Genomic DNA, 26498 nt, shown 5'->3' on the forward strand with positions numbered 1-26498 from the left:
TGGCACGGATCTGGCTTTGACGAATTTCGTTGTATACAAGGAAACGTCAATGCCTCTCGAAGTCTCCGCAGCAAACGCGCACGGCGCGGCCAGCACACTCAATCCCACACGCGGTTCGCGCGGCATGGCGGTCGCCCCGCATGCGCTTGCGTCGCAAAGCGCGCTCGCCGTGCTGCGCGAAGGCGGCAACGCGGTCGAAGCGATGATCGCCGCCGCGGCGACCATCGCGGTGGTCTATCCGCACATGAACAGCATCGGCGGGGACGGCTTCTGGCTGATCTCGCGCCCCGGCCACGCACCCGTCGGCATCGAGGCGTGCGGCGCGGCGGCGATGCGCGCGGACATCGACACGTATCGCTCGCTCGGTCTCGCCGCGGTTCCGGCGCGCGGCCCGCTCGCGGCCAACACGGTCGCGGGCACGGTCTCCGGGTGGGACTTCGCTCAGCGCTTCTCGCAAGACGCGCTCGGCGGCCGGATGACCGTCGCGCGCTTGCTGGAAGACGCGATTCACTACGCCCGGCACGGCGTTCCGGTCACGCGCAGCCACGCCGACTGCGTCGCGGGCAAAGGCGCTGAACTGCAAGGCGTGCCCGGCTTCGCGCAAACCTTCATGCCCGCTGCGCGCGCGCCGCAAACCGGCGAGCGCTTCTCCAATGCGCGTCTTGCCGCGACGCTGCAACAACTTGCCGATGCCGGGCTCGACGACTTCTATCGCGGCGATCTCGCGCGCAGCATCGCAAGCGACCTGGCGTCGCTGGAAACGCTCATCACGCTCGACGACCTCGAACGCCACCGCGCCCGTGAACGTACGCCGCTCGCGCTCAAGCACACGCTCGGCACCGTGTACAACATGCCGCCGCCCACGCAGGGCCTCGTGTCGCTGCTAATTCTCGGCGTGCTGGATCGCGTGCTGGCGCACGGCATGGACCCGCTCGGCCCCGAGTTCGTGCACGCGTGCGTTGAAGCGACCAAGCTCGCCTTCAAGGTGCGCGACGCGCATGTGACCGATCCCGACCACATGCGCATCGACCCGGCCGCGCAACTGGAACCCGCCGCGCTCGACGCGATGGCACGCCAGGTGTCGATGTCGCGCGCCGCGCCGTGGGGGCAGGGCCGCGGCCCCGGCGACACGGTCTGGATGGGCGTGATCGATCGCGACGGCGTGGCCGTCAGCTTCATCCAGAGCATCTATCACGAGTTCGGCAGCGGCATCGTGCTGCCGAACGCGGGCATCAACTGGCAGAACCGCGGCTGTAGCTTTTCGCTCGATGCGTCGTCGCTCAATCCGCTCATGCCGGGCCGCCGACCGTTCCACACGCTCAATCCGGCGCTCGCCCAGTTCGCCGACGGCCGCACGATGGTCTACGGCAACATGGGCGGCGACGGCCAGCCCCAATCGCAAAGCGCGGTGTTCTCGCGCATCGCGAACTTCGGCTGGAATCCGCAGGCCGCAATCGATGCGCCGCGCTGGCTGCTCGGCCGCACCTGGGGCCAGTCCACCGACTCGCTGAAGCTCGAAGCGCGTTTCCCCGCACAGACCGTCGACGCGTTGCGCGCGCTCGGCCACGACGTGGAAGTGCTCGCCGCCTACGACGAAGCGATGGGCCACGCCGGCGCAATCGTTCGTTATCCAGATGGATTGTTCGAGGCCGGCCACGATCCTCGCAGCGACGGCGCCGCCGCAGGCTGGTAGCGCACACAACAGCAGCACACAACAGCGGCACAAAACAGCAGCACGCAACTGAAGCTGTCTCACCATCCGGTCCGGCATTTCGCCGGACTGGAGGGGGCTTTTCGTCCTTTTAATTCCGAATCAAACCGGGGAGTGCATATGAACACACGCATCCAGACGCTGCAAGACCATGCGGCCGCCAATGCGCCCGCTGTGGCCGCGCACAATCGCTGGCTTCAGCTTGGTCTGGGCCTGCTCTGCATGATGGCGATTTCCAGCCCGCAATATGTGTGGACGCTCCTGACCAAACCGTTGTCGGCGAAGCTCGGCGTGCCGCTGCCCGAATTGCAGGTGACGTTCTCGCTGCTCATCATTTTGCAGACGTTCTTTTCGCCGTTTCAGGGCAAGCTGATCGACCGCTTCGGACCGCGCCTGCTGATCTCGCTCGGCACGGTGATGTCGGGCCTGAGCTGGGTGCTGGCGTCGATGGTCACGAGCACGTCGATGCTGTATCTCACGTATGGTCTCGTCGGCGGGCTGGGCACGGGTATCGTCTATGTGGGTGTGGTCGGCCTCATGGTGCGCTGGTTCCCCGATCGCCGCGGCTTTGCGGCGGGCGCGGTGGCGGCGGGTTACGGCATGGGTGCCATCGTCACGACCTTTCCGATCTCGGCGTCGCTCGCGTCGCGCGGCCTCGACGCCACCCTGTGGATCTATGGCATCGCCTTCGCCGTTGTGGGCTTTCTCGCGTCGCAGGGCTTGCGCGTGCCGCGCGATGTCGCGCCGGCGCATGCATCCGCTGTAGCGGCATCGAGCGTGCCGAACCTGCGTCCCTCGCAGATGATGCGTTCGCCGCTTTTCTGGCTCATGTTCGCGATGATGACGATGATGTCCACGTCGGGCCTCATGGTCACCTCGCAGATGGCGACCTTCGCGGCCGACTTCGGCATCACGAAGGTTGTCGTGTTCGGCATGGCGGCGCTGCCGCTCGCGCTCACCATCGACCGCTTCACCAATGGTCTCACGCGTCCGCTGTTCGGTTGGGTGTCGGACCGCTTCGGGCGCGAAAACACCATGTTCTTCGCCTTCGCGCTCGAAGGCGTTGCGATGGCGCTGTGGCTCCTGACGCGCGAGAACGCCGTATTGTTCGTGCTGCTCTCGGGCGTGGTCTTCTTCGGCTGGGGCGAGATTTTCTCGCTGTTTCCCTCCACGCTGACCGACACGTTCGGCACGCGCCACGCCACGGAGAACTATGGCTGGCTGTACATTTCGCAGGGCATCGGCTCGATCTTCGGCGGGCCGCTCGCCGCGCTGCTGCATCTGCATGCGGGAAGCTGGGTTCCGGTGTTCAGCGTGGCGATCACGCTGGACATCGTCACCGCGGTGCTCGCGATGTTCGTGCTCAAGCCGATGCGCGCGCGCTTTCTTCAGAAGGCGACCAGCACGGCGGTTGGCAGCCGTTGATTTGATGTGCCGCGCGCCGTTCCGGTTCGGAAAGGGCGTGCGGGACATCGTTGGCAACGCGGTGAAACACAGCGCGTTCGAAGGGAAAAAGCAAAGCACGACGTGCCTGGCTCAGAGCGCGCTGGCTTCTACTCACGCGTCACAGGTCTCGCCTCGTCCCGCAATCTCGCGCGCCGCCTTTGCGCCTTCGACCTGTAGCAGTTCGGGCAGCGACACGCCGTTCTTCGCCGCCGTGACTTCCGCGAGTATCGACACGGCGATTTCCGGCGGCGTGCGGCTGCCAATGTAAATGCCCACCGGCCCGTGCAGCCGCGCGAGTTCGGCGTCGCTCAAGTCGAACTCCTTCAGCCGCTCGCGGCGCGCGGCGTTGTTGCGGCGCGACCCTAGCGCGCCGACATAGAACGCGGGCGTTTTCAGCGCTTCCATCAACGCGAGATCGTCGAGTTTGGGATCGTGCGTCAGCGCGATCACCGCGCAGCGCTCGTCGAGCTTCATGTCCATTACCGTGTCGTCGGGCATGCTGCGCACGACCCTCGTGCCCGGCACTTCCCAGCCGTCCGTGTATTCCTCGCGCGGATCGCAGACGGTCACCTGGTAGTCCAGCCCGACCGCAATGCTGCACAGGTATTGCGACAACTGCCCCGCGCCAATCACGAGCATACGGAACCGCGGGCCGTGGAGGGTCAGCAGCGTGCGGCCGTTGAAGCTCACGCCGTCCGCCGCCCGCGCGGATTCGATGCGCGCCGCGCCTGTCGTCATGTCGAGCGTGCGCGCGACGAGCCGGCCGCTTTCCACCGCCGCGCACAATTCGGCGATGCCGCTCGCGCGCGTCAACGGTTCCAGCACGAGCTCGATCGTGCCTCCGCACGGCAAGCCGAAGCGATGCGCTTCTTCCGCGCTCACGCCGTATCGCACCGCTTCGGGCGTGTCCTGCGTGATGCCGCGTTGCCGGACGCGCTCGATCAGATCGTCCTCGATGCACCCCCCCGACACCGAGCCCACCACGCGGCCGTCGTCGCGCACGGCGAGCATCGCGCCTTCGGGGCGCGGCGAGGAGCCCCACGTTTTCACCACCGTCACCAGCAGCACGCGACGGCCTTCGTCGAGCCAACGCGCGCTTTGCTTCAGGACTTCGAGATTCACACTGTCCACGCGTTCGCTCCGCTATCGCTTGGGGCATCCATGAGGGGGGCCATCGGACCTGGCTACGAGCCGTCCACGCGCATCACGGGACGTCGCCGTCAGCATACATTGAATTGACAGGCCTGCTGATTATCCATGGCAAAGAATCTCGCGCCAATCAAGCGGCGATCGATTGAACCTCGACCGTCAAGGCGGGCATGTCGTATATCGGTGCGCGCATGCACGAATAGCAAGCCTGGCAAACATATGTGGTGCACCACATATTTGCGACGCATTCGCACGATCGACCCGCGCCGCCACGGCAACGGGTCTGCGGCGGCAAAGGAGATCGTTGGCATACCCCTTGCATGATCCACGATGAATCGTGAGTACCAGGACGAATTATCGATTCGACGGTCATCATCCAACACCTAAGGGGTTCTTCATGTCAGTCCGTCTCACCCGCCGCGTTCCCGGTCAGCCGAAACCGCGCACCACTGTCACGCTCTTGCGCACCTGCACACTCGCACTCGTCGCCACCTTCAGCATCAGCCATGCGAGCTACGGGGCCAGCGCCGAGGAAATCAAGGCGCGCGGCTATCTGAGCGTCGCGACCGAGGATGACTACAATCCGTTCGAGTTCGTCGACAACGGCAAGAACACCGGCTACGACAACGAACTGCTCGCCCTGGTGCGCAAGAAGATCGGGGTCGATGTGAAGCAGCAGGTCATGCCGTGGTCCGGCATCCTGCCGGGCGTGACGACCGGCAAGTACGACATGGCGCTCACGGCCGTGCTCGTCACCGACGAGCGCAAGAAGACCTTTGACTTCGCGTCGCCGACCTGCGAGGCCGTCACGTTCTATGCGACCCGCAAGGGCTCGCCGATCAAGACGCCGGACGACCTCGTCGGCAAGGTCGTCGGCGCGGAAACGGGCAGCGCCATGCTCGCGGACCTCAAACTCTTCGACGAGCAGTTGAAAAAGAAGCACGGCGGCAACGGCCTCAAGCAGATCGTCGAATATCAGTCGTATCCGGAGGCCTATCAGGACCTCGGCCTCGGCCGCGTCGACGCCGTCGCCAACACGCAGATCAGCCTGAACTCGCTCGTGAAGACGCGCCCCGACGTGTTCACGGTCGGGCAGGCCATCGGCAAGCCGACCTACATCGCGTGGGCCGTGAAGAAGGGCAACACCGACGTGCTGAAGATGGTCGACTCCGCGCTGCTCGAACTGCGCAAGAGCGGCGAGATGTATCAGCTTCAGCAGAAGTGGCTCGGCGCGAGCTACAAAGACATGCCGCAGTCCGTCAACTGACCTCTGAACGCCTTTACTGTGCATCGATGAACGCCTTCGATTACTGGAGCATCGCTCAGGGCGCGCTGGCGACCGTGGTTCTTTCGGTCGCCAGCATCGTGGTCGGCGTGCCGCTGGGCCTCGCGCTCGCGCTCATCCGCTGGGCGCGCGTGCCGTTTTTCCACCGCCTCGTGGTCGCGTACGTGAGCCTGATCCGCTCGTGCCCCGCCGTGACGCTCACGCTGCTGATCTTCTTCGCGCTGCCGCAGTTCGGCATCTCGCTCGACCCCACACCCGCCGCGATTCTCGCGCTCACCATCAGCACCGCCGCGTTCAACTGCGAAATCTGGCGCGCGGCGCTCATGAACTTTCCCCGCGATCAATACGATGCCGCGCTCGCTTTCGCCATGCCGCGCGGCCTGCGCTTTCGCCGCATCGTGATGCCGCAGATCTGGCGCGCGAGCCTGCCCGGCCTCGTCAACGAAATGACCTTGCAGATCAAGTCGACGCCCGCGGTGGCGGTCATCGGCATCGTCGAGATCACGCGCGCGGCCCTGCGCGTCGGCGCGCGCACGTATGATCCGCTGCCGCCTTTCATTTTTGCACTGCTCATTTACGGGCTGATCGTGTTCGTGCTCATCAAGGCGCAGCGTATGATCGAGCGCCGCCAACCCGTGGAGGCCCGCGCATGACGGAGAACTTTCTGATCATCTGGCAACAGCGCGCGGACGTGTTGTCGGGCCTGTTCGACACGCTCGGCCTGCTCGCGGTGGCGGCTGTCGCGTCGCTGGTTCTGGGCGCGCTGCTCACGCCCGCGTTGATGTCGAAGCGCCCGGCGATTGCGCGGCTTGCCATGCTCTATGTGGACGCCATGCGCTGCGCGCCTTTCCTGTTGTTCGTCTATCTGATCTATTTCGGCCTCCCGACGGTGGGCATTCGCATGTCGAACTGGTGGGCGGGCGCCGTCGCGTTGATCCTCTACAACACGGCCTACATGGCGGAGTTGCTGCGCGGCGCCTGGGCGGGCTTGCCCACGCCGATGATCGAAGCCGCACGGGCTTATGGCTTTCACGGTTTCGGGCTGGTCCGGCGCATCGTCCTGCCGCAGGTCGTGACGGTCGCCTTGCCGATGATCGGCAATCAACTCGTGCAGATCGTCAAGGACAGCGCGTTCCTCACGGTGATCGCGGTTGGCGAACTCACGCATCAGATGAACGGCATTCAGGCCACTTATTTCATTCCGTTCGCGGCGTTCATCACGGCGGTGCTGCTGTACTGGGCCATCTGCCTCGTGATCGAAGGCGGCAGCGGCTTACTGTCGAGATTCGCCGAGGAACGCAGAGCATGAACATTTCGAACGATGTCCCGCCCGCCATCATGCACGCAGCCGTTGCGGAACATGTTGGCGCGCAAACGGTGCTGCGGCTCAACGGCATTTCGAAGTCGTTCGGCGAGAACCCTGTGCTGCGCGACGTGTCGCTCACCGTGCACAAGGGCGAGACCGTGTGCCTGCTCGGGCCTTCGGGTTGCGGCAAGTCCACGCTGCTGCGCTGCGTGAACTGGCTCGAAGTGCCCGACGCGGGCACGGTCCACGTGTCCAACCAGCGCATGGGCGTGCGCGAAGGCTCGTCGATCAAGATGAGCGACGCCGAGCTTGCGCGCTCGCGCGCGCGCATCGGCATGGTGTTTCAGCATTTCGCGCTGTGGCCGCATTTGACGGTCCTGCAGAACGTCATGGAAGCGCCGTTGCACGTACTCGGCCGTCCACGCGAAGCGGTGCGCGCGGAAGCCCGGGAATTGCTGGAGCGCGTCGGGCTGGCGGGGAAGATGGATGCGTTTCCCTCGCGCCTGTCCGGTGGCCAAAAGCAGCGCGTGGGCATTGCGCGAGCGCTGGCGATGAAGCCCGACATCCTGCTGTTCGACGAGCCGACCAGCGCGCTCGACCCGATGCTCGTCGGCGAAGTGCTGAACGTGATGCGCTCGCTCGCGCAGGAAGGCGCGACCATGGTGATCGTCACGCACGAGATGGAGTTCGCACGACAGGTGGCGAGCCGCGTTGTGTTCATGGACGCGGGCCAGGTGATCGAGAGCGCGCCGCCCGAGCGCTTCTTCGGTGCGCCGCAGACGGCTCGCGCGCGGGAGTTTCTGGCGCGCTTTCGTTCGCCGCATCAGGCCTCCGGTGACTGGAGCGGGGCGCCCACGCTGGCTTGAGGTTTGCCTGAGGTTTAACGGAGGTTCAACTGAGGCGCACGCTTATCGCCGCGACCGGCGCGCGGCGATGAGCGTTGCCTGAATCATCGCGGCGACGTCATGTCGGCGGCCTGCTTCACTTCCCCATCCTTGTATTTGCCCCACGTTTGCGCGAGTTCGCTCATCGAGCGCGGATCGCAGTCGTATTCGGGCAGCGTGTCGGCGTCCCAGTGACCGAAGCGGTCGGTGCCGCGCACGAGCGTCGCGCGCCGGCGGCCCGTAGCCGATTGCACATGCGCGGGCACATAGAAAAATGCGAAGCCGATACGCCGGTCGTCCGAGCGGTTGGGCAGCGAACTGTGCGCGGTGCGTTCGTGATGCATCGAGAACTCGCCGGGCTGGAGCGGCATCTCCACGGCAAGGTCCTCATCGATATCGACAAGCGTCTGGCCCTTCGCCAGCATGTTGTCTTTCGCGTAGGTCTCGACATGCTTCAGATCCGGGCCGCTATGCGAGGCCGGCAAGACGCGCAGCACGCCGTTGACGGAATTCGCGGGCGTGAGCGCGACCCAGACCGTCACTTCCTCGTGCGGCGTGAGCCCGAAGTAGGTGGAGTCCTGATGCCACGACACGTAGCGAGGATCGCGGCCGTTCTTTGCGAATATCGACGCGCCGAACAGCATGATGTCCGGCCCGATGAGATCCTCGACCGCATCGAGAATGGCAGGGTGGCGCGCGAGTTCGACGATCGCAGGCAGGGCCAGGTGGCCCTTGATCTTCAAGGTCTTGTTGACGTCCTCGCCGGAGGCGGCCTCGTATTGCTCGATCACGCCGCGATACGCCGTGGCCTCCTGCGCGCTGATCGCCCGCATCGGAAAGACATAGCCGTATTGTTTGAAATGCGCCACCTGCGCATCCGTCAAGTGCTTCGTCATAACGTTCCTCTGGTGTGGGTTCGTGCGGGACAACGCGTGCATCATCTGGACGCCAGGGTCGACCTGGCCGGAAACTTATCGCTCAGCCATGCGCATGGCTTCGTGCACTGCGTGCGCGACGCGCAACACGCCTTCGTCCTCACCACGCGCACCGATGATCGAGAGGCCGACGGGCGCGCCTTCGAAGCGCATCCACGGCATGCTCACTTGCGGCAGACCCGCGAGGCCGGCGACGCAAAGCATCTGCTGCGCACGCGCTCGCGCATGATCGACCGTTTGCGCCGAAGCGTCCGCGCGCGGCGCGACGCCCGGCACCGTCGGCACGAGCCAGAACGTTGCGTGCGCAAGTGAATGGGCCATCGTTCGGATCGCTTCGATGCGCACACGCTGTGCTTCGGCGATCTGCTCGCAGGTCACCGTGAGGCTCGTCGCGAAGCGCGCGCCCACATCGGGGCCGAAGCTCCCGGCATGCTCGCGCACCCACGCGCCGTAACGTTGTGCGATTTCCGCCGCCTGCAACACGCGAAACGCCTGCGCCCAGTCGGCAAGCGAATCGCCGGGTGCGACCCACTTCACCGCGCCGCCAAGCGTGCGTAGCGACGACTCGAAGTGCGCCGCCACTGGCGCATCGAGGCACGCGAGCATGGTGCGCGGCACGTGCAGTGCGAATGATTCGTCGCCCGGCGCGACGACGCTGCGCGCCAGCACCTCGAACAGGTCCGTTAGCGTGCGTGCGTCGCGCGCAAACCAGCCGACCGTGTCGAAGCTGTGCGCGAGCGTGAGACAGCCGTCCGTCGCGATGCGGCCATGCGTGGGCCGCATGCCCCACACGCCGCAATAGCTCGCGGGCAGGCGCACCGAGCCGCCGCAATCGGTGCCGAGCGCGATGTCCGCATGACCCGCCGCCACGGCCACGACCGAACCCGACGACGAGCCGCCCGGAATGCGCGTGGGATCGGCGGGATTGACGGGCGTGCCGTAGTGCGCGTTCACGCCCGCGAGGCTGTATGTGAGTTCGTCGGTCACGGTCTTGCCGATCCACTGCGCGCCTTCTTCGAGCAACGCGCGAACGGCGAGCGCGGTGCGCGCGGCGACCGGCTGGGCTTCGCGCCACGCGGGATTGCCGCTGCCCGTACGCAGCCCCGCGATATCGAACACATCCTTCACCGCGAGACGTTTTCCTGCGAGCTTGCCGCCCGTGCGCGCGGGCAATGCGCCGGCGGGCAGGGCGTCGAAGCCGTCGGCCACGAATGCGCCGTGCAGGCCGGGCTGGAGAAGATCGCTGCGGGTCATGACGGCTCCATCCAGCTGACATGCGCGGCGACGACACGCCACTGACCGTCAATGCACGCCCACGTCTGCGACTGTCGGCCGATACGCGACTCGCCCGCGCGTGCAAACGTGATGTTCGCCACCGCGAACTGCGTGCCGAAGGTCGTCACCGACCGGTCGATGATCGTGCGCGTCAGGCCTTTTCCCGGCCGCTGCGCGCGAAACGCGCGAATCGCTTCGTAGCCCTGCAAATTTTCCGTCGCGCCGTAGCGCAGGGTATGCGGACTGTTCCAGAACAGCGTGTCGAGAACCGGAACGTCGTTGGTCGTGAGCGCCCGCTCGTATGCATCGAAGGCGGCTTCGACGGCGGCGAGCGTCGCGGGATCGTTGATCGGCTCCGTGCTCATTCGGTTTCACCGTGGAGGCTGTTCAAGGCGCGCGCGAAGAGTTCAGGGGGCGCGGTGTAGATGCCCCGCCCCAGCAAGCCCGAGCGCCCGTCTGCGGCGATCATCGCAATCGCCGCGCGCGCCGCGATGTCTTCGCGAACGACGCGCGCGGCGTCGAGCACGCCGGGCAACCGGCTGAACGCGGGGTGAGGCGCTGTGTGGATGCGCGCTTGCCGATCATGCGCGGCCGCGGGGAACCAGGCCTCGAAGGCCTGCGCAGGCTCGGGGGCATGGGCGAGCGCCTGTGCACCGAACCCGGCCGCGTCGATCACGCCGCTGTCGCCCGTGAGCGGCGCGGCCGCCGCCACCTGGTCCGGATCGATACGCGGTCCTTCCGGCGCGCGCGCATCGGCGGTGATCCAGCGCGAGGGCGCGCCCGCGAGCCGGATGCCCACGCGCTCGCCATTGCCCGCGAGCGCCACCACCAGCGTCGACGCCGGCTCGCCCGCCTGCGCCGCCGCCGCAAGCATCAACGCGCACGCGGCCATCCATGGCGTCAGGAAGAAGAGGGGCGTTTGCGCGAGCATCGCATCGACCTCGGCGTGATTCAAACGCGACGCCAGCAACGCGCGCAGCGCGGCGGTCGCGCCGGTGGTGCGCGCATGCAGGTCGTCGCCGCTGTCGAGACCGGCTTGCGCGAGTGGGAACAGGTCGAGCGCACCGTGCGCGAGCCCCTGATCCAGCACCGGCGCGAGCACTTCGTCGCGCCACTTCATGCGTTCGAGGATTCGCGGGTCGCGGCTGCCGAAGCGAATCTGCGGGCCCGCGCCGCTGCCGAGCAACGACCACGCGCGTGCCGCGGGGGCCTGCGCATCGGCCACTTCGACAAGGCGCGTGCGCGGCGAGATTACGGCGGCGAGCGGCGTGACCACGCCATACGACTGGGCGCTTTCAAGGCGTACCTCACCTTGCGCGATGAGCCGTTCGGCGTGCGCTTCGTCCTTTGCCCAGCCTTCGTAAAGGCAGCATAGGACTGCCGATGAAATCACCACAGCGGAAGGCCTGCGTGCGTCTTCGAAAGGCGGCCCGGCGTGCAACAGCGTGAACGCCGGCAAACGCACCGCGTCGCGCGCGGCAACGACGCCGCGCCATTGCGGGCGCACCGCATGCACGCGGCGCAGGGCGCGCGCGTTGGCATCGTCGGCGCGCATCGTCAGCGGCTCGCGAAACTGAAGAGTCCGCGCAGCCGCGACCAAAGCACCTTCCAGAACAGTTGGCCGACGTCGAGCGGTGCGTTAACCGGCTGGGCGCGCGCAGGAGCGGGGCGAGGTGCGGCGGGCGCGTCCTGTGCGGTGTGCGCGGTTTGCGCATACTGCGCAGGAACGTCGGTGGTGTGCGCAACCGGCTGCGCCGCCGCGACGCCTTCGGGCTCGACGGGCACCGCCTCGGCTGGCGCATCCACGCGGATTTCCGCCGCGCCCGCCTCGTCGAGTTTCGCCTTGAGGTTTGCCGCGAACGCTTCGGTCATGCGCGTGGCCAGTTCCTTCACGATGCCGCCGCGCGAGAACTGCGCGAGACTGCCGCTGATCGCATAGTCCACCTTCACATCGACGCGCGTTTCCCCCGCGCTCACCGGAGCGAGCGCGAACGACGCCACGCCCTTCACGCGCGAAGCACTCTTGCGGTCCACGCCCGTGCCGGTGATGCTGCCGCGATGCCCGGCGTCGTCGAGCGTCATCTCGCCGTCGCCCGCGAACGAGGCGACGATCGGCCCGAGCTTGACGGTCATCGCCAGCTTGAGCAGACCGTTCTCGACCGGCGCGGTGAGCGATGCGCCGGGCAGGCACGCGACGATGCCGGGCGTATCGTGAAAGTGCGCCCAAACGGCGTCGCGCGGATAGGGCACGGTGAAGCTTTGTTCGATTTCCATGGCGATAGATTCCGTATTCGATGCTTCAAGCCGTCACGGCGAGCGCCGCAAGCGGGGCCGCCGCGCGCGCGCGGCGTGCGTCGAGCACGCGGCGGATGGCGCGCACGATGCCCACGTAGCCGGTGCAGCGGCACAGGTTGCCGGAGAGTTCGAGGCGCACGCGGGCGTCGTCGGCGTCGGGCAGGCGGGTGACGATGTCGCGCGCGCTCATCAGCATGCCCGGCGTGCAGTAGCCGCATTGCAGCGCGTGTTCGGCGCTGAAGGCGGCGCGCAGCTCGTTCATGGTGGCGTCGTCGTCGAAGCCTTCGATGGTGCGCACCGCGCTGCCCGCGCAACTGATCGCGGGGGTGATGCAGGAACGAGTCGGCACGCCGTCCACCTCGATCGTGCATGCGCCGCAAACGCCTTGTTCGCAGCCGATGTTGGTGCCGCACAGCATGCGCTGCTCGCGCAGGAAGTCGGCGAGGCTCGTGCGCGGCTCGACGCGGTCGGCGACCGTCGCCTGATTGACGACGAGCTCGATCGTCTTGACGTAGGCGTCGCTCATGATGCGCTCCCTTTCTGATTGCGAATGCCCGCCGCCGCGCGCACGAGCGCGGCGCGATGCACCTCATGTTCGTAGCTGCCCGCTTCGACGCCCGCCGCTTCCAGGTGCGCGTCGAAGCACGTTGCGGCCGGATCGGCGGCGAGCAGTTCGCGTGCGTCCGTGATCGCGTAGGGCGGCGCGTCGAGCGCGCCGATCACGGCACGGCACACGCCGCGCACCGCGTCGTCGATGAACACGGCGATGGCTTCCGCGAACTCACCCGGCTTGCGGTTGACCTTGTAGTAGCTCCAGCGCGCCGTTGGCGAAAGGCGTGTGAAGCGCACGGCGGTCAGAATCTCGTCGGCTTCGAGCGCGGTCGTGAAGGCGCCGGACATCCACTCGCTGTTGCCGATCGTGCGTGCGCCGCCCGGACCGCTCACCAGGCATTGCGCGTCGAGCGCGCACATCGAGTTGATCCAGTCGGCGGCCGGATCGGCGTGCACGAGACTGCCGCCGAGCGTGCCGCGATTGCGCACCGCGCGATAAGCGATGCCGCGCGCGACGTGCTCCATGAACCCGCGCGTGCCGGTGTCGATCTTGCCGTCCTCGATCTGCGCATGCGTCACGCACGCGCCGAGCGTGACGACCTCGTTGTCGATGCGGCACGCACGCAGCGCCTCGATGCCGCGCAGATCGACGAGTTTTTCCGGCTGCGCGAGGCGCAGGTTCATCATCGGTCCGAGCGACTGGCTGCCGGCCACGAATTTGCCGCTGCCGTCGGCCGGGCCGATGAGCGCAATGGCCTCGTCGCAGGCGGCCGGCTTCGCGTAGTCGTAGGGCGCGGCTTTCATGCGAGGAGTTCCTTGAGTGAGTTGGCCTGCTGCGCGCGGCGTCTGGCGAGCGCTTCGACGATCAGGCGCGGCGTGACCGGCAACTGGTCGATGCGCACACCGAGACCGCGCAACGCATCGTTGACGGCGTTGGACAGCGCCGCGGGCGGCCCGATTGCGCCGCTTTCGCCAATGCCTTTCTGCCCGAACTCGGTATAGGGCGCCGGCGTTTCCATGTGCTCGATGCGAATCGCGGGCACCTCGGTCGCGCCAGGCAAGAGATAGTCGGCGAGCGTCGAGGCGAGCGGCTGGCCGTCTTCGCTATAGGGCATCGCTTCGTAAAGCGCGGTGCCGATGCCTTGGGCCGCGCCGCCGTAGACCTGCCCGTCGACGACCATCGGATTGATGAGCACGCCGCCGTCTTCGACAATGGCGTAGTCCAGAATTTCGGTCTGGCCGAGCACCGGATCGACGGCGACGATCACCGCGTGGCATGCGTAGCTGAACGTGCCCGAATCGCGCTTCGCCTGATACGACGTCGAGACTTCGAGGCCGCGCGGATCGACATCGGGCGGCAGCAATTGCGGCGCGAGATACCAGATGCGCGCAATTTGCGCCAACGTGCGCGAATCCTGCTTGCCGACGACCGCGCCGCTTTCCCAGCGCACGTCGTCCAATGGTTCCTGGAGCAGGTGGGCGCCGATCTTCAGCAGGCGTTCTTTGAGCTCCTTCGAGGCGCGGCCCACCGCGCCGCCCGCCATCACGATCGAGCGCGAGCCCCATGTGCCCGTCGAGTACGGCGTGACGCCCGTATCGCCGAGCACGATGCGCACGCGGTCCGTGTCGATGCCGAGCACTTCGTGGGCAATCTGCGCGAGGGTGGTCTCCATGCTTTGGCCGTGCGAATGCACGCCCGCACGCACTTCGAGCACGCCGTCGGGCGTGAGGCGGATCACGGCGGGCTCGTAGCCCGGCACCATCGGGATGCCCCAGCCGTGGTACACCGACGTGCCGTGCGCGCCCTGTTCGCAGAAGACCGCCATGCCGAAGCCGATGCGCCGTCCGTCCGGTTCGCCGCGCTGCTGACGCGCGCGCACCGCGGGCAGATCGATCGCGGCCATCGCGCGGCGCACCGCCTCGGGATAATCGCCGCTGTCGAAGTGCTTTTTGGTGATGTTGTCGTAGGGCATCTCGTGCGGCTGGACGAGATTGCGCAGACGCACTTCATAAGGCTCGATGCCGGCTTCGAGCGCAATCGCATCCATGACGGTTTCGATCGCATAGCACACGCCCGTTCTCGCCACGCCGCGATAGGGCAGGATCGGCGGCTTGTTGGTCGCGACCGACCACGTCCGGCAGCGGAAACGGTCCATCTTGTACGGACCCGGCAGAATGCTGCCGACCTGCGCCGCCTCCAGGCACGCGGAGAACGGATACGACGAGTACGCCCCGGAATCCACATGAGCTTCGCACTCCACAGCAAGCAGGCGGCCGTCGCGATCCGCGTAGCCGGTGATGTCGTAATCGTGCTCGCGGCAGTTCGCGTTGGCGGTGAGCTGTTCGCGGCGGTCTTCGATCCAGCGCACCGGCTTCTCCAGGTGCATCGCGAGCCAGCCGCAACACACTTCCTCGGGCAGCAGAATGCCCTTGTAGCCGAAGCCGCCGCCGACATCGGGCGCGATCACGCGCACTTGTCCCTCGTCGAGGCCGAGACATTCCGCGAGACCCGTGCGCGTGATGTGCGGCATTTGCGCGGACGTGTGCACGATCAGCTGTGAGAGGCGGCGGTCCCAATGGGCGACGACGCCGCGCCCCTCCATCGGCGCCATGCTTTGCCGCGCCGTGCGCAGCTTGCGATGCACGCGGATAGGCGCATCGCGGCGAATGGCGTCGAGATCGATGTCGGGGTTCGCATCGACGAAGGTCTCGAGAAACACGTTGTCGCCCCAATGCTCGTGCACGAGCGCGGAGTCTTCGCGGCGCGCATCGAGCATGTCGACGACAGCGGGCAGTTCCTCGAAGTCGACGAACACTTGCGCGGCGATATCTTCGGCTTGCGCGCGCGTGGCGGCCACGCACATCGCGACGGGCTCGCCGACCTGGCGCACCTTGCCGCTCGCGAGCACGGGCTGCTCGGAGCGCTTGAAGCCGGGCAGGCCCGAATTGGCGACGATGGGCTTCACGCCCTCCAGATCGGCCAGCGTATACACCGCCTGCGCGAAAGACTCCGGCTTCTCGATGCCGACGATATGACCATGCGCGACCGGGCTGCGCACGAACGCCACGTCGAGCATGCCGACCATGCGGATGTTGGGAACGTACTCGCCGCGCCCGTGCATGAAGCGCTCGTCTTCCTTGCGCCTGAGCGATGCGCCGATGCCTTGCGGACCCTTGTCGCCGCCGTTGGTGTGGGGACGTTTGATCATCGTGTTCGGCTCGCGTGGTCAGGCCGCGCGTGCGAGCGGCAGGGTGGGCGAAACGGCGTCGTGACGCACGCCGTCTCTCAGGCAGAACAGCGGCGACAGCATGCGGTCGGTGATGATCTGGGTGCCTTCGTTGTCTTCCAGCACCCAGCGGCCTCGGCGGTCTTCCAGCACGCTGATGTCCGCGCCGCGTCCCACTTCCAGCGAGCCGATCCGGTCTTCCATGCCGACCATCTTCGCGGCATTGCAGGTCGCCATCGCGACGACGTGTTGCAGGGGCAGCCCGAGCGCGAGCATGCTGGTCATCGCGCTGACGAGACTGAACTGGGTGCGGCCGAGGAACGAGTGTTCTTCGTCGGGATGGCTCTCCGGCGTGCCGGCGGGGGCGGGAACGTGCGTGTTGTAGCCATGCATGTCGGCGCCGAGCGTGTCGGGCACCACGCCCGCATCGAGCACGATACGCGCCGTCTTGAAGCTGAAATGCGAGCCGTGGCCCACGTCGATCTTCAGGCCGCGCGCAATCGCTTCGTGCACGAGTGGATGCAGTTGTCCGTTCTCCTCAACGAAACCGCCCGGATGGCGGCTGAACGGATGCGCGAGAATATCGCCCGGCTTGAGCGTCTGAACCACCTGATCGAAGATCGTGTCGGGCTCGACAGGCAGGCCGCCGCTGCGGGGTTTCGGCCACAACTGTCCGAAGTGAATATACAGGGGCAACTGCGCGCCACGGCCGATCTGCGCGGCGATCTTCATCACATCGAGCCCCCAACGCGCGAAGCCGCCGATCTCGGCGTGCGCCTTGATGCCCTTCACGAGATCGGCATTCGCCTGAATGGATTTGATGGTCGCTTCGGCATCGAGACAATCGGGGCGATACAGGTCGGGGTAGTAGTGCCCTTCGAGGCCGCCGACCAGATACGCGGAGATGAAGGCCAGCACGCGCGTGGCTGAACGCTCGGCCACGTAGTGCCGAAAGCCCGGAATCGTGATGCAGCTCGGTCCGCCCTGATCGATGATCGTCGTCACGCCCGACTGCACGCCGCACTGGTCGGCGTTCAGGCCGAAGCGGCCGGTCACGTACTGATAAATGTGGCCGTGCGTGTCGATGAGGCCGGGCAGCACCAGCTTGCCGCCGCAATCGATCCGTTGCGCCTGAGGCGCCTCGTTCGCGAGGTCGGGGCCGATGGCGGCGATCACGCCGTCTTCCACCAGAACGTCGAGCGTGGCGTCGATTTCGCGGGCGGGGTCGATGACGCGGCCCCCTTTGAGCAGAACTTGTGACATGTACGGGTCGATAGCCGAGTGGGGAGATGCGTGGTGTACCGCAAATAGTGTGCCGGTTTTTTCGCGCGGCTTTCCGCGGGCGCATTTTCCGCTTCGGATCAGTGACTTATGGTCGCAGCCACGGGCCGATGCGCGCCATGCCGCTGAGGTTTGAACGGCCGGTTCGCACCGATTCGGCGAGTGCCGGCCGGCGCGTGCACCAAGCGCAGGCGCGATGCCTTTTTATGGGGATTCGTTGGTGTACCGCGTATTTGCGATGAGCGGCGGTTACGGCCTAGAATGCGCATCGGGGCGTTCGAATTTCACCCATTTCCTTCTGAGCCGACTTCATGCCAACCACCGTCACCGATTCCATTGACATTCAAAGCGTCCGCGCGGAACTCGCCGGGCGGCAGGCGCGTTCGCCGCTGTTTTCGCGGCCGGGCTTTCTGATACGGCGCATGCATCAGATCCATACCTTCCTGTTCGCGCAGGAAACGAGCGAGTTCAATATCACGCCGGTGCAGTACAGCCTGCTTACGGCGCTCGAATCGCTCGGGGAGATGGATCAGAACTCGCTCGCCATCGAAGTCGGGCTGGAGCGTTCGAGCGTCGCTGAAGTCATTCCGCGTTTGAATGCACGGGGGCTCGTGAGCCGCACCCAGGTCGAACACGACAAGCGGCTGCGGCTCGTCAAGCTGACACCTGCGGGCAAGCGTCTGGTCCGGAAGATGGCGAGCGCCGTGCAGCGCGCGCACGATCGCACGATCGAGCACCTGTCGCCCGTCGAGCGCGATGTGTTCATGTTGCAGTTGATCCGGCTGGTCGAGGCCAATAATCCGGACAGCGCCGTGCCTTTCCGGCTGCCCGACAGCCAGTTGCTCGCGCAGGATGAAAGCGAGGCGGGCGCGGCGTGAGGGTTGCTCGTCTCGCTCGGCGGGGTGAGCGCGCGCACTTCGCATAGGCCGCGCCGCCCGCTGCGAGCGACAACGTTCGCCTCGCTCCTCGGATTGCAATCAGGCACTACAATATGCCCCGCACTCGCGCTCGTGTCATGACGCGTCACGAGACGGCGCCCCTCCGACCACCCGCAGCCTGACTCCATCAACCCCTCGCCCATGCCGATACATCCGCCGCGCTTGTCGCACTCGCGTCGCCGATTCCTCGGCGCGGCTGCGCTGGCCGCTTGCCTGCCTCTTGCTGCGTGCGAGCCCACTGCCGCGACGGGCGGCACGTTCGTGCAGCTCTGGCGAGAGCATCTGGGCTGGACGCGCGAGCAATGGCAGCAGCGCCTCGTGGCTACGCATGCGCTGGGTTGCACGACGATCTTCGTGCAATGGGTGGGTATCGACGGCGACGCGGATCATACCTGGATCGCGCCGGACGCGCTCTTGCAGGGCTTGCTCGACGACTGCGCGCAACTCGGCATGACGGTGCATCTGGGTCTGCCTTACGACGAACGATGGTGGAAGGTTCTCGGCGGTGCCGATAGCGACGCCCTCGACGCGTATCTGGCGAGCACCGCCACGCGCACGACGGCCTGGATGCGCGCTGCGCCGTGGCCGCGCCATCGCGCGTTCCGGGGCTGGTATTTGCCGTACGAAATCGAACAGTACAGTTGGGGGGATGCCACGCGCGTGCAAAAGCTGGTGCCGTGGCTCAATACCCTTGCCGAAGTTGCGCGCGCAACGAGTGGCGAGACCGCACGCATTTCGACGTTCCACAGCCGCCTGGACACGGACGCCACGCTCGAAGGCCTGTGGCGTGTGCTGATCGAGCAGGCGACGGTGCGTCCGATGATCCAGGACGGCGCGGGCGCGCAAGGCGTCGCCGCCTATGCGCCATTGCAGCCGCTGCGCGATCTGTTCGTCTCGCGCGGCGTGGCGTTCGACCTGATTCTGGAACTGTTCGAGAACCTGCCGCCCGCGCAGCCCGGCGCCGATACCTTCACCGCGCGCTCGGCGAGCTACGCGCGTGTGAAGGCGCAATGGGCCATCGCGCGCGACTACGGCGCGCACGACATCGTGGCCTTCGCGATCGACCCGTGGGTGATCGGCGACGAGCCCGGCGCGAAGGCGTTGCTCGACGCATGGCGTGCCGCGACCGCCTGAGCGCGGCGCCCTGAATCAGGCGGCTTCGATCAACTCGATGATGTTGCCGTTGAACAGCAGCACGAACACGATGCGCTTGCCGCCAAAAGCGACGGCGGGGGCGGGCTCCGCGGTGCGCCGCGCGCCAATCGCCTCGATCGCCGCCAGCGCGCGGTCGAAGGCGGGCGTGACGAACGCCTGGTGATAGAGCTTGGTGCGCCGCTTGATGACGCCCTCGACCGGCGAATTTTCGGCCGTTGGCGCGAGCAGTTCGAGGCGCGGCCCGGGGCCGGTCAGAAAGCGGCCGCGTACGCGCTGAAGCGGGTCTTCGAACTCCGGCCCTTCCTGCGCGTAGCCGAGCGCGGCCCAGCCGGACTGCTCTGCGTCGAGGTCGCGGCAGGCGATGCCGATGTGATGGAACGTGCAATCGAATTCGGTCAGCATGGGCGGGTAAGCGTCAGAACTGGAAGTAGAGGAAGCGCGCCGTGTGCTGGAGATTCAGCATGGCATAGCCGAGCACGAGCATGCATACGCCTGTCCACGCGAGCGTCGGCCGCCATTGCAGCCAGCGCGGCGCGCCCTCGGCCGGGCCTTCCAGCGCGGGCGAGTAGACGTTGGCGATCTGGTTCGAGTTCGGCGCGCACCACACGAGCGCGAGTAGCACGATAATCAGGAGTCCTTCGCCCCAGCGCTCGAACACGAGGCGCATGAGGTCGCCGACGCCCCAGGCGTCGCCGTAGGCGAGCGCATGCAGCGGGAACCCGAGCGGCGCGAGCGGCTCCATGCCGTGCAGGCCGAGCATGCCGGCCGCCACGCGCAAGGCGTCGGCCGTGCTGTGCGCGCGGAAAAACAGCAACGCGAACACGACGCAGAGGAACGTCAGCAGCACATAGCCCGCGCGCGTGAGGCCGCGCGTCGGTGCCGTGCGTTTCGGGCCGAACTGGCGCCACGCGTGGTTCACGCTCAGGTAGGCGCCGTGCAGCAGGCCGAAAATGAGGAACTGAAGCCCCGCGCCGTGCCACACGCCCGCGAGTCCCATCGTGAACATCGTCGGAAAGAGAATCATGCTGGCGAAGCCGCGCGCCGTCGCGGTCGCCTTGCGGCCGACGGGCAGGCCCTTGCGCGCCCGCGCGCGTGCGATCGCCATCGCCACGGGGTTGTAGAGGTACGCGGTCAGGTAACGCGTGAGCGTCATGTGAAAGCGCGTCCAGAACTCGATGATGCCGGTGGACTTGTACGGCGAATTGAAGTTGAGCGGGAAGCGGATGCCGAACATCTTCGCGAGCCCCATCGCCATGTCGGAGTAGCCGGAGAAGTCGAAGTAGAGCTGTAGCGCATACGCGAGCGCCGTGCCCCACGCGGCGAGGAATTGCAGCTCGCCCGTGCGCTCGAAGCCGGCCTCAGCCCAGGGCGCGATGGCATCGGCGAGCAGCACTTTCTTGGCGAGCCCGATGATGAAGATCAGTGCGCCGATCGAGAGGTTCTCGGGCTTGAAGCGATAGCTCTCGCGATCGGCGAACTGCGGCATCATTTCCTTGTGATGCAGGATCGGCCCCGCGATCAGATGAGGAAAGAACGTCACGAAGAGCACGTAGCTCACGAAACCGCGCTCGCGCACGACCCCCGCGCGGCAGTCGAGCAGGAAGCCCAGTTGCGTGAACGTGAAAAACGAAATCCCGAGCGGCAGGATCGTGTCCGCCATGGCGTGCGCCGTCAGGCCGTGCGTCGCCAGAAAACCGAGCAGCGCCGCGAGATACTTGTAGTAGAACAGCAGCGCGAGATTCGCCGCGATGCCCGCGCCGAGCAGCCAGGCCTGGAGGCGCGGTCTCGCCTCGGTTGCGAGCATCGCGCGGCTCAGCGCGTAGTTGAACGCGATGGAGCCGAGCAGCAGCGTCACGAACACGGGGTTCCACCAGCTATAGAACGCGAGCGAAACGAGGCACAGCCATGCCGCCGCCACCACGGGGCGCAGCGCGCCCGCAAGGTAGTAGCCGCCCAGCGCGACGGGCAGGAACAGCAGCAGGAAGGGCAGGGAATTGAACAGCATGGCGGTGCTTTTCTCTCGGACGTGAGCGGTGGAGGCGGTCGTTCAGCGCCGGGCCGCGAGTTGGCGCTGGATCAGTGCAATGAGTTCGCCGACGTTGCGCAGGCCCTCGACCTCCGAGGCCTTGAAGCGCACGCCGAAGCGCATTTCCGCGGCGACCATGATGTTCACGTTCGAGAGCGAGTCCCACGCGTCGTATTCCGCCGCCGTGGAGGCGGGCGTGATGACGACGCTGTCGTCGTCGAAGACGTCGCGGAAGATGTCGGTCAGGGCGTCGAGAATGTCTGCTTCGGTCATTGCATGCTCCGGATTTCGATGGGAGTGTGAGAAGGAATAAAGTCGCCCAGATCCAGCACCCATTGCGTGGCATCTTGCGAGCTGGCCAGCGGCGCGAAGCCGAGGCCGGGGTAATGTCCCTGCACCATGCCGTTCTTCGGCGTGGGCCGGTATTCGCCGATCAGGCGGCGTGCGCCCGCCTTGCGCGCGGCGTCGGCGAGCACGCCGAGTGTCGCCTGCTCGACGTCGCGCCCGAGCACGCGGCAGCTCATGAGCCACGTGTCGATGCGCCAGTCGCCTTCGCGCGCCGTTTCGTTCGTATCCGGCACGGCGGCGACGATCGCGATAATGCCGTTGTCGCCGAAGCGGTCTTTCAGGCGGAAGTGGAGCAGCACCGCGAGCGGGTCGCGCATCATGGCCTGCACTTCGGCTTCGCCGTGTCGGTGCGTGGTGAGATTGAACTGGTTAGTCTTGCCGATCAACTGCACGATGCGCGGCAAGTCGGTCGTATTGAAGGTATTCCACTCCAGCACCATGTCGAGACTCGCCAGATACGAGGCGAGATCCTGGCCGCTCGTGCGCAGTGCTTCGCGCGCCTGATTGGCCTGGTACTGGGTCGCGCGCTCGCGATCCTCTCCCGTGAGCGCGACGCTCTCGAACCAGCCCGCCTGCGCAAGCGTGGCGGCGTAGAGCGCGGGGTCCTCCGGCATTTCGGGCACGCGCACCATCGGCAGTTGCTCGCGCACGAGGTTGCGCTCGAAGGGGTTGTCGTCGGCGAACACGAGGGCGTCGAGTCCGATGTTCAGGCGCTGCGCGATCATGCGCAAATTCGTGGCCTTGTCCTGCCAGTTGGCGACGAAGCAGGCGATGTCGCCGCGCTTGAGCACCATCTCCGGGTGCTGCTCGAACGGCAGCAGCGCGTTGGCTTCATCGTTCTTCGAGCACACGGCGAGAATCACGCCGCGCCGCGTGAGGTCACGCGCGTAGCGCTGGAACGCAACGTAGGCTTCGCCTTCGGCGCTGCCCTGGCCGAGCACGATGCCGCAGAGGCCGTCGTCGCCGATCACGCCGCCCCACAAGGTGTTGTCGAGATCGAGCACGAGGCATTTCGCGCTCGCGCCGCGCCGCGCGGCGATGAGGCGCGCCACGCGCTCGCCGTACAGGGGCGCGGCGGACGGCGAGACGTCCTGCTTCGCGCGCAGCCACAGGCGCGCGTCGTGCCAGGCGGCGAGACCGTCATGGGCGCAGGCGTCGTCGAGCGCGAGCAGATCGACGCCTTCGGCGTTCGCGGCTTCGCGCAGGGCGGCATTCACGCGGCGCAGGAGCGTGAGCGGCGCGCCGGGCAGGCGCGACTCGTTTTCGCCCATCAGCGGCAGCAGCGTGGGCATGAGCGTTTGCTGGATCACGTGCGCCTCGGTGCGCTCGCGCACGCGCTGCCACAGCGCGCGCAAGTCGCCGACGATGCGCGCCACGCGTACCTCCGCTTGTTCCGCGCTCAGGCTTGTGGTGTCGTCGCCGATCAGGTGCGGCGCATCGAACGCGCACAGCACCACGTTCGGCGCGAACGCGTACAAGCCCGATGCCGCGTCGAGCGACTCGCGCATCGCCTGGCCGTAAGCGGGCACGTAAAGTTGCGTCCACAAGCCGTGGCGCAGCGCGCCCACGCGCAGCCCCGGCAGCAGTTGATCGACCGTGGAGGAACCGAGCACCGCCAGGCGCACGGGCTGCGTGTCCAGCGTCTCGGGCGGCGTGCCGCCATAAGCCTTGACGAGCCGCTTGTCGAGCTTGCCCGTCTGCACGAAGTCGAGGTTCTCGTTGGCGAGGCGCACGAGCGCGTGCCAGTCCGGCGTGTGCTCGCGCGGCAGGGCGTTCAGGCGCTTTGCCCAGTCGGATGTGCGCGGCAGCCAGGTTAATTCGGACATCTGATGGTTCCTCGTTAGCGGATCATGGAGCGCGTCACAGGTCGGCGTGCACGCCGTCGCGCAAGGCGGCTTTTTCCTGGGCCGAGAGCGGCTGCACGAGCGACATCTCCGACATCTCCCAGATCACGAGCTTGAGCGTGGGCGGCCACTGCGCGCGGTCTTCCATCGACTGCATCAGCGCGTCGGCGAACTTGCCGCCGTCGCGGCTCACGTTCCAGACCGGCGCGCCGAGCGACTGGCCGAGCTGTTCGGCGAAGTTGCTGCGGCGCGAATTCGAGCTGCCCGCAAGCATCACCGTGACGGCCGGCCCGGTGTCGAGCAGGCCGCCGCTCGCGGGCTGCGAGAACTGCTCGGGCACGTAGCGGTCCGGCGCGGGACGCCACCCGGCGGGTGCGTTCGCGAGGCCCGCGAGCGTCAGCAGGTCGCCTATGCGCGGCGTGGCCGCGGCTGCGCGCGTGACGTCGTAGCGCAGCGCGCCGCGGCTGCCGACGAGCGGCAGCGCCGCTGCCGCCACGGCTTGCGCGGCGGCCGCCGCGCCGGGCTGGTTCAGGTGCACGTCGGTGCGGTAGAACGGTGCGGGCACGCTCGCCAGCGCGCTCGTCAAATCGGCTTGCGGCACGCCGGCTTCGGCAAGCGCGTGCTGCCAGCGCGGCAGTTGCGCCGCCGTTTCGGCGGGGCGAGAGAGGCCGCAGAGCGCCCCGGTTTCGCGGCGCGACTTGTCGGGCACCGTCACGGCCAGCACGGCGACATGCTCGGCGCGCAACCGGGCGACGAGCCGGCGCATCAGCGCGATGCGCGCGGACATGACCGCGCCGGCGTCGGGCACGGGCGCGCGCAGGCCGTCCGTGTAGAACAGCCAGCCGGGGCAGCCCTGGCGAACCTGCGCGCCGAGCTGGCCGAACACGCGGTAGCGCCACGCGGCGTCGGCGGTTTCGAGCGTTTCGCGGTACGGCACGCGTAGCGTCGCGCTCAACTGCGTGCCCGCCGCGCCGCTGAGCCATTGGGCGGGCGCCAGCGAGCCGAGGCCCGCGCGCGTCGACTGCTGCACGCCGAGCAGCAGCCCGGCCGTGAGCAGCGCCGCGAAGCACAGCGCCGCGCGGCGATGCGAGCCGGGAGTCGTGGGACGAGGCACGGTCATGACGCGTTACTTCGCAATGGCGGCCTGGACACGGCGCTTCCAGTCGGCTTCACTCATCAGCGACGCGGCGTCCCATTGGCCGCTCGTGTTCGGGCCGTACATCATCTGCACTTCGTTGAGCTGCCACACGACGACCTGCGGACGCGCCTGCTGGAACGCGGGCGATTCGAGGTATTGCAGGAACACGGCCCACGGACCGAAGTTGCCGTACTTCCACGTGAGACCCACGCGCCGGTCGAGCGCATGTGACAGCGCCTGCGGATAGCCCAGATACGGCTGCACGAAGCTGTTGCCCACCACGTGCACGGGCGCGGCGGCGTCGCCGCCGAGCAGATCGCCGGACTGCGGCTGGCTCGCGCGCACGACATAGATTTCCTGGCCGACTTCCTTGCGCTGCGCCGCCGTCATCAGTTCGGCGAAATCGGCGAAGCGGCGTTCCTTGATCCAGTTGCCGGGCGGCGTGCCGGTGCCGGCCTCGCCGCCGAGCTTCCAGTTCTGGCGGATCACGTCGGCGGTCGCCGCGGCGGCCGCTTCGGCGCTCCAGGCGGTCCAGTGCGAGTCCTTCTGGAAGAAGGCCGTCTGGTCGTCGTGCTCGACGCTCTTGAGCACGGGCATCAGGTCCACGGTCTGGATACCGGCGCCATGCAGCCCGGCGACGATGTTCGCGTAGCGCTCGCGCGCGGCGGGCGAGATGGCCGTGCCGGCCGGCAGCTTGTCTTCGTAAAAGCGCGCCTTGAGCGGCGCGACCAGCACCACGAGGCCGATGCCGCGCGCCTGGAGCGCCTCTTTCGCGGCGCTCATGAGCTGCACGGCGTTGTCGATGCCGGGCTTGCCGGCGTCGGTCAGGTTGTCCTGCGCGTAGAACAGCCAGTTGTCCTTGCCGATCAGCACCGCTTGCGCGTGGGCGGCGGTGGCGGCGAGGCAGGTGCAGGCGATCAGCAGGCCGGCGAGTCGTTGTTTGAGTGTCATGGTGCGGGCGGAAAGGGCGTTGCAGTCGTGAGAGGACACACGGCGCGTCAGTGCGCGTGCCAGGGTTCGGTGCGATTGAGCATGCCGACGAGCGCGGGATGCCCGGCCGTGCCGACGAGGAACAGGCTGTAGCGGTCGCCGGCCTTCAGCGCGGGCAACGCCTGCGGCGCGGAGACGTGCGCGCCGCAGGCGCCGTCGAGCGAGGCCGAAACCGGATTGATCGCGCGCGCCGCGCGTGCGCCGTAGGCGAGCGCGCCGAACACGGCCGGGCCGCCGACCACGCGGATCGCGGCGGTGCACGCGGGCACGAGGTTGTACGCGGACAACTCGGCCTTCAGGCCGTCGGCCGCGGGGCTTTCGTCGACGACGGGCTGCACGCCCGCGCCCGGCTGGCCGACGATCAGCGTGACGAAGCCGCCGCGCGGCAGGGCGCCCGCCACCCCGGCCGGCTTGCCGTCAACGAGGAGCGTGAGCGCGCCGCCGGGGATCGCGCGATAGTCGGTGCCGATGCGGCCTTTCGCGCCGATCGTCTCGGCCTTCGCGCCCGCGCCCAGTTGCACGGCGACCGGCGTGTCCGAAGGATTGACGACGCGCACGTACACCGAACCGTCCGGCGGCAGCGCGTAGAGGTGCGCCATGTCGTCGGCGGGCGCGGCGTGGGCGACATGGGCAACGAAGGTGACCAGGGGGCCGAGCGTCAGCCGCGCGGCGGCGAGGGAGAAAGCGCGAAGGGGCGAGCGGAAGGGCATGGA

At 67.3% G+C, this 26498-nt stretch carries 25 protein-coding genes; 8 read left to right on the plus strand and 17 right to left on the minus strand.

All coding sequences use genetic code 11. The features are described from left to right. Positions 1 to 49 precede the first annotated feature (49 nt). Together C7402_RS24480 and oxlT are read left to right on the plus strand one after the other, a co-directional pair. On the plus strand, positions 50 to 1693 hold the full coding sequence (locus C7402_RS24480; RefSeq protein WP_279635575.1) for a gamma-glutamyltransferase family protein: 1644 nt from the start codon (positions 50 to 52) through the stop codon (positions 1691 to 1693). 138 nt (positions 1694 to 1831) lie between these two features. Continuing rightward, positions 1832 to 3136: an oxalate/formate MFS antiporter gene (gene oxlT / locus C7402_RS24485; RefSeq protein WP_181565728.1), complete on the plus strand. Its 1305-nt coding sequence runs from the start codon at positions 1832 to 1834 to the stop codon at positions 3134 to 3136. Positions 3137 to 3268: 132 nt separating this feature from the next. Here oxlT and C7402_RS24490 read toward each other — a convergent pair whose 3' ends face one another. Then, positions 3269 to 4288 carry an XdhC family protein gene (locus C7402_RS24490; RefSeq protein ID WP_116612472.1) on the minus strand — a complete coding sequence of 340 codons (1020 nt, stop codon included), beginning with the start codon at positions 4286 to 4288 and terminating at the stop codon, positions 3269 to 3271. A gap of 415 nt (positions 4289 to 4703) precedes the next feature. Between C7402_RS24490 and C7402_RS24495 the strand changes: the two genes are divergently transcribed. From C7402_RS24495 to C7402_RS24510, 4 genes are read left to right on the plus strand one after another with little or no spacing between them, the layout of a single operon-like run. Then, positions 4704 to 5573: a transporter substrate-binding domain-containing protein gene (locus C7402_RS24495; RefSeq protein WP_112175108.1), complete on the plus strand. Its 870-nt coding sequence runs from the start codon at positions 4704 to 4706 to the stop codon at positions 5571 to 5573. A 26-nt stretch (positions 5574 to 5599) separates the two neighbouring features. Then, entirely contained in the window at positions 5600 to 6244 is a 645-nt protein-coding gene (locus tag C7402_RS24500; RefSeq protein WP_112175107.1) for an amino acid ABC transporter permease, read from the plus strand. Further along, positions 6241 to 6900, plus strand: a complete 660-nt coding sequence (locus C7402_RS24505) for an amino acid ABC transporter permease (protein WP_112175106.1) — start codon at positions 6241 to 6243, stop codon at positions 6898 to 6900. Before C7402_RS24500 ends, C7402_RS24505 begins: the two co-directional genes overlap by 4 nt. Further along, positions 6897 to 7763, plus strand: coding sequence for an amino acid ABC transporter ATP-binding protein (locus C7402_RS24510; RefSeq protein WP_116612473.1), 867 nt, complete (start codon positions 6897 to 6899; stop codon positions 7761 to 7763). Before C7402_RS24505 ends, C7402_RS24510 begins: the two co-directional genes overlap by 4 nt. 83 nt (positions 7764 to 7846) lie before the next feature. On the opposite strand, the gene C7402_RS24515 is transcribed toward C7402_RS24510, so the two are convergent. The 9 genes from C7402_RS24515 to C7402_RS24555 all read right to left on the minus strand — a co-directional run bounded on the left by C7402_RS24515 (position 7847) and on the right by C7402_RS24555 (position 17328). Beyond that, a complete protein-coding gene (locus C7402_RS24515; RefSeq protein WP_116612474.1) occupies positions 7847 to 8677 on the minus strand; it encodes a phytanoyl-CoA dioxygenase family protein in 831 nt (276 codons plus the stop codon). A 75-nt stretch (positions 8678 to 8752) separates the two neighbouring features. Continuing rightward, positions 8753 to 9970 (minus strand): amidase, encoded by a 1218-nt coding sequence (locus C7402_RS24520; protein ID WP_116612475.1) that lies wholly within the window; start codon positions 9968 to 9970, stop codon positions 8753 to 8755. Beyond that, positions 9967 to 10356 carry an oxalurate catabolism protein HpxZ gene (gene hpxZ / locus C7402_RS24525; protein WP_116612476.1) on the minus strand — a complete coding sequence of 130 codons (390 nt, stop codon included), beginning with the start codon at positions 10354 to 10356 and terminating at the stop codon, positions 9967 to 9969. The genes C7402_RS24520 and hpxZ overlap by 4 nt, the downstream gene beginning before the upstream one ends. Continuing rightward, a complete protein-coding gene (locus C7402_RS24530; RefSeq protein ID WP_116612651.1) occupies positions 10353 to 11546 on the minus strand; it encodes an oxamate carbamoyltransferase subunit AllG family protein in 1194 nt (397 codons plus the stop codon). The genes hpxZ and C7402_RS24530 overlap by 4 nt, the downstream gene beginning before the upstream one ends. Before the next feature lie 2 nt (positions 11547 to 11548). Further along, a complete protein-coding gene (locus C7402_RS24535) occupies positions 11549 to 12265 on the minus strand; it encodes an SRPBCC family protein (protein ID WP_116612477.1) in 717 nt (238 codons plus the stop codon). Positions 12266 to 12290: 25 nt separating this feature from the next. Next, positions 12291 to 12812 carry a (2Fe-2S)-binding protein gene (locus C7402_RS24540; protein ID WP_116612478.1) on the minus strand — a complete coding sequence of 174 codons (522 nt, stop codon included), beginning with the start codon at positions 12810 to 12812 and terminating at the stop codon, positions 12291 to 12293. Then, on the minus strand, positions 12809 to 13642 hold the full coding sequence (locus tag C7402_RS24545; RefSeq protein ID WP_116612479.1) for an FAD binding domain-containing protein: 834 nt from the start codon (positions 13640 to 13642) through the stop codon (positions 12809 to 12811). Before C7402_RS24545 ends, C7402_RS24540 begins: the two co-directional genes overlap by 4 nt. Continuing rightward, entirely contained in the window at positions 13639 to 16047 is a 2409-nt protein-coding gene (locus tag C7402_RS24550; protein WP_116612480.1) for a xanthine dehydrogenase family protein molybdopterin-binding subunit, read from the minus strand. Before C7402_RS24550 ends, C7402_RS24545 begins: the two co-directional genes overlap by 4 nt. A gap of 18 nt (positions 16048 to 16065) precedes the next feature. Next, positions 16066 to 17328, minus strand: a complete 1263-nt coding sequence (locus C7402_RS24555) for an amidohydrolase/deacetylase family metallohydrolase (RefSeq protein ID WP_116612481.1) — start codon at positions 17326 to 17328, stop codon at positions 16066 to 16068. Between the two features lie 440 nt (positions 17329 to 17768). On the opposite strand from C7402_RS24555, the gene C7402_RS24560 reads away from it, so the two are divergent. Next, positions 17769 to 18224, plus strand: coding sequence for a MarR family winged helix-turn-helix transcriptional regulator (locus C7402_RS24560; RefSeq protein ID WP_224044714.1), 456 nt, complete (start codon positions 17769 to 17771; stop codon positions 18222 to 18224). 321 nt (positions 18225 to 18545) lie between these two features. Next, the gene (locus C7402_RS24565) at positions 18546 to 19418 is read left to right on the plus strand and encodes a DUF4434 domain-containing protein (RefSeq protein ID WP_244314928.1); all 873 of its coding nucleotides are present in this window, start codon (positions 18546 to 18548) and stop codon (positions 19416 to 19418) included. A 15-nt stretch (positions 19419 to 19433) separates the two neighbouring features. On the opposite strand, the gene C7402_RS24570 is transcribed toward C7402_RS24565, so the two are convergent. The 7 genes from C7402_RS24570 to C7402_RS24600 are packed head-to-tail and all read right to left on the minus strand — an operon-like array spanning position 19434 to position 26495. Next, positions 19434 to 19841, minus strand: a complete 408-nt coding sequence (locus C7402_RS24570; protein WP_116612482.1) for a VOC family protein — start codon at positions 19839 to 19841, stop codon at positions 19434 to 19436. A 13-nt stretch (positions 19842 to 19854) separates the two neighbouring features. Further along, positions 19855 to 21444, minus strand: coding sequence for an MBOAT family O-acyltransferase (locus C7402_RS24575; RefSeq protein ID WP_116612483.1), 1590 nt, complete (start codon positions 21442 to 21444; stop codon positions 19855 to 19857). Between the two features lie 42 nt (positions 21445 to 21486). Beyond that, on the minus strand, positions 21487 to 21738 hold the full coding sequence (locus C7402_RS24580; protein ID WP_116612484.1) for an acyl carrier protein: 252 nt from the start codon (positions 21736 to 21738) through the stop codon (positions 21487 to 21489). Next, positions 21735 to 23639, minus strand: a complete 1905-nt coding sequence (locus C7402_RS24585) for an HAD-IIIC family phosphatase (protein WP_208948994.1) — start codon at positions 23637 to 23639, stop codon at positions 21735 to 21737. Before C7402_RS24585 ends, C7402_RS24580 begins: the two co-directional genes overlap by 4 nt. A 34-nt stretch (positions 23640 to 23673) precedes the next feature. Further along, positions 23674 to 24777: an alginate O-acetyltransferase AlgX-related protein gene (locus C7402_RS24590; RefSeq protein ID WP_116612485.1), complete on the minus strand. Its 1104-nt coding sequence runs from the start codon at positions 24775 to 24777 to the stop codon at positions 23674 to 23676. Positions 24778 to 24783: 6 nt separating this feature from the next. Next, complete coding sequence (locus tag C7402_RS24595; protein WP_116612486.1) at positions 24784 to 25746, minus strand: alginate O-acetyltransferase AlgX-related protein; 963 nt, start codon at positions 25744 to 25746, stop codon at positions 24784 to 24786. Positions 25747 to 25793: 47 nt separating this feature from the next. Further along, positions 25794 to 26495 carry an alginate O-acetyltransferase AlgF gene (locus C7402_RS24600; RefSeq protein WP_116612487.1) on the minus strand — a complete coding sequence of 234 codons (702 nt, stop codon included), beginning with the start codon at positions 26493 to 26495 and terminating at the stop codon, positions 25794 to 25796. Positions 26496 to 26498: the final 3 nt, after the last annotated feature.

Origin of the sequence: Paraburkholderia unamae (assembly GCF_003096875.1) — a bacterium.
Classification (GTDB): Bacteria; Pseudomonadota; Gammaproteobacteria; order Burkholderiales; family Burkholderiaceae; genus Paraburkholderia; species Paraburkholderia unamae.

Bases quoted from the DNA above. Each gene is read 5' to 3' on its own strand.
- hpxZ (WP_116612476.1), bottom strand. From the start codon at position 10,356: ATGAGCACGGAGCCGATCAACGATCCCGCGACGCTCGCCGCCGTCGAA.
- C7402_RS24505 (WP_112175106.1), top strand. From the start codon at position 6,241: ATGACGGAGAACTTTCTGATCATCTGGCAACAGCGCGCGGACGTGTTG.
- C7402_RS24595 (WP_116612486.1), bottom strand. From the start codon at position 25,746: ATGACACTCAAACAACGACTCGCCGGCCTGCTGATCGCCTGCACCTGC.
- C7402_RS24500 (WP_112175107.1), top strand. From the start codon at position 5,600: ATGAACGCCTTCGATTACTGGAGCATCGCTCAGGGCGCGCTGGCGACC.
- C7402_RS24495 (WP_112175108.1), top strand. From the start codon at position 4,704: ATGTCAGTCCGTCTCACCCGCCGCGTTCCCGGTCAGCCGAAACCGCGC.
- C7402_RS24545 (WP_116612479.1), bottom strand. From the start codon at position 13,642: ATGAAAGCCGCGCCCTACGACTACGCGAAGCCGGCCGCCTGCGACGAG.
- C7402_RS24585 (WP_208948994.1), bottom strand. From the start codon at position 23,639: ATGTCCGAATTAACCTGGCTGCCGCGCACATCCGACTGGGCAAAGCGC.
- C7402_RS24510 (WP_116612473.1), top strand. From the start codon at position 6,897: ATGAACATTTCGAACGATGTCCCGCCCGCCATCATGCACGCAGCCGTT.
- C7402_RS24570 (WP_116612482.1), bottom strand. From the start codon at position 19,841: ATGCTGACCGAATTCGATTGCACGTTCCATCACATCGGCATCGCCTGC.
- C7402_RS24535 (WP_116612477.1), bottom strand. From the start codon at position 12,265: ATGGAAATCGAACAAAGCTTCACCGTGCCCTATCCGCGCGACGCCGTT.
- C7402_RS24555 (WP_116612481.1), bottom strand. From the start codon at position 17,328: ATGTCACAAGTTCTGCTCAAAGGGGGCCGCGTCATCGACCCCGCCCGC.
- C7402_RS24590 (WP_116612485.1), bottom strand. From the start codon at position 24,777: ATGACCGTGCCTCGTCCCACGACTCCCGGCTCGCATCGCCGCGCGGCG.
- C7402_RS24560 (WP_224044714.1), top strand. From the start codon at position 17,769: ATGCATCAGATCCATACCTTCCTGTTCGCGCAGGAAACGAGCGAGTTC.
- C7402_RS24540 (WP_116612478.1), bottom strand. From the start codon at position 12,812: ATGAGCGACGCCTACGTCAAGACGATCGAGCTCGTCGTCAATCAGGCG.
- oxlT (WP_181565728.1), top strand. From the start codon at position 1,832: ATGAACACACGCATCCAGACGCTGCAAGACCATGCGGCCGCCAATGCG.
- C7402_RS24550 (WP_116612480.1), bottom strand. From the start codon at position 16,047: ATGATCAAACGTCCCCACACCAACGGCGGCGACAAGGGTCCGCAAGGC.
- C7402_RS24520 (WP_116612475.1), bottom strand. From the start codon at position 9,970: ATGACCCGCAGCGATCTTCTCCAGCCCGGCCTGCACGGCGCATTCGTG.
- C7402_RS24600 (WP_116612487.1), bottom strand. From the start codon at position 26,495: ATGCCCTTCCGCTCGCCCCTTCGCGCTTTCTCCCTCGCCGCCGCGCGG.
- C7402_RS24480 (WP_279635575.1), top strand. From the start codon at position 50: ATGCCTCTCGAAGTCTCCGCAGCAAACGCGCACGGCGCGGCCAGCACA.
- C7402_RS24580 (WP_116612484.1), bottom strand. From the start codon at position 21,738: ATGACCGAAGCAGACATTCTCGACGCCCTGACCGACATCTTCCGCGAC.
- C7402_RS24515 (WP_116612474.1), bottom strand. From the start codon at position 8,677: ATGACGAAGCACTTGACGGATGCGCAGGTGGCGCATTTCAAACAATAC.
- C7402_RS24530 (WP_116612651.1), bottom strand. From the start codon at position 11,546: ATGCGCGCCGACGATGCCAACGCGCGCGCCCTGCGCCGCGTGCATGCG.
- C7402_RS24575 (WP_116612483.1), bottom strand. From the start codon at position 21,444: ATGCTGTTCAATTCCCTGCCCTTCCTGCTGCTGTTCCTGCCCGTCGCG.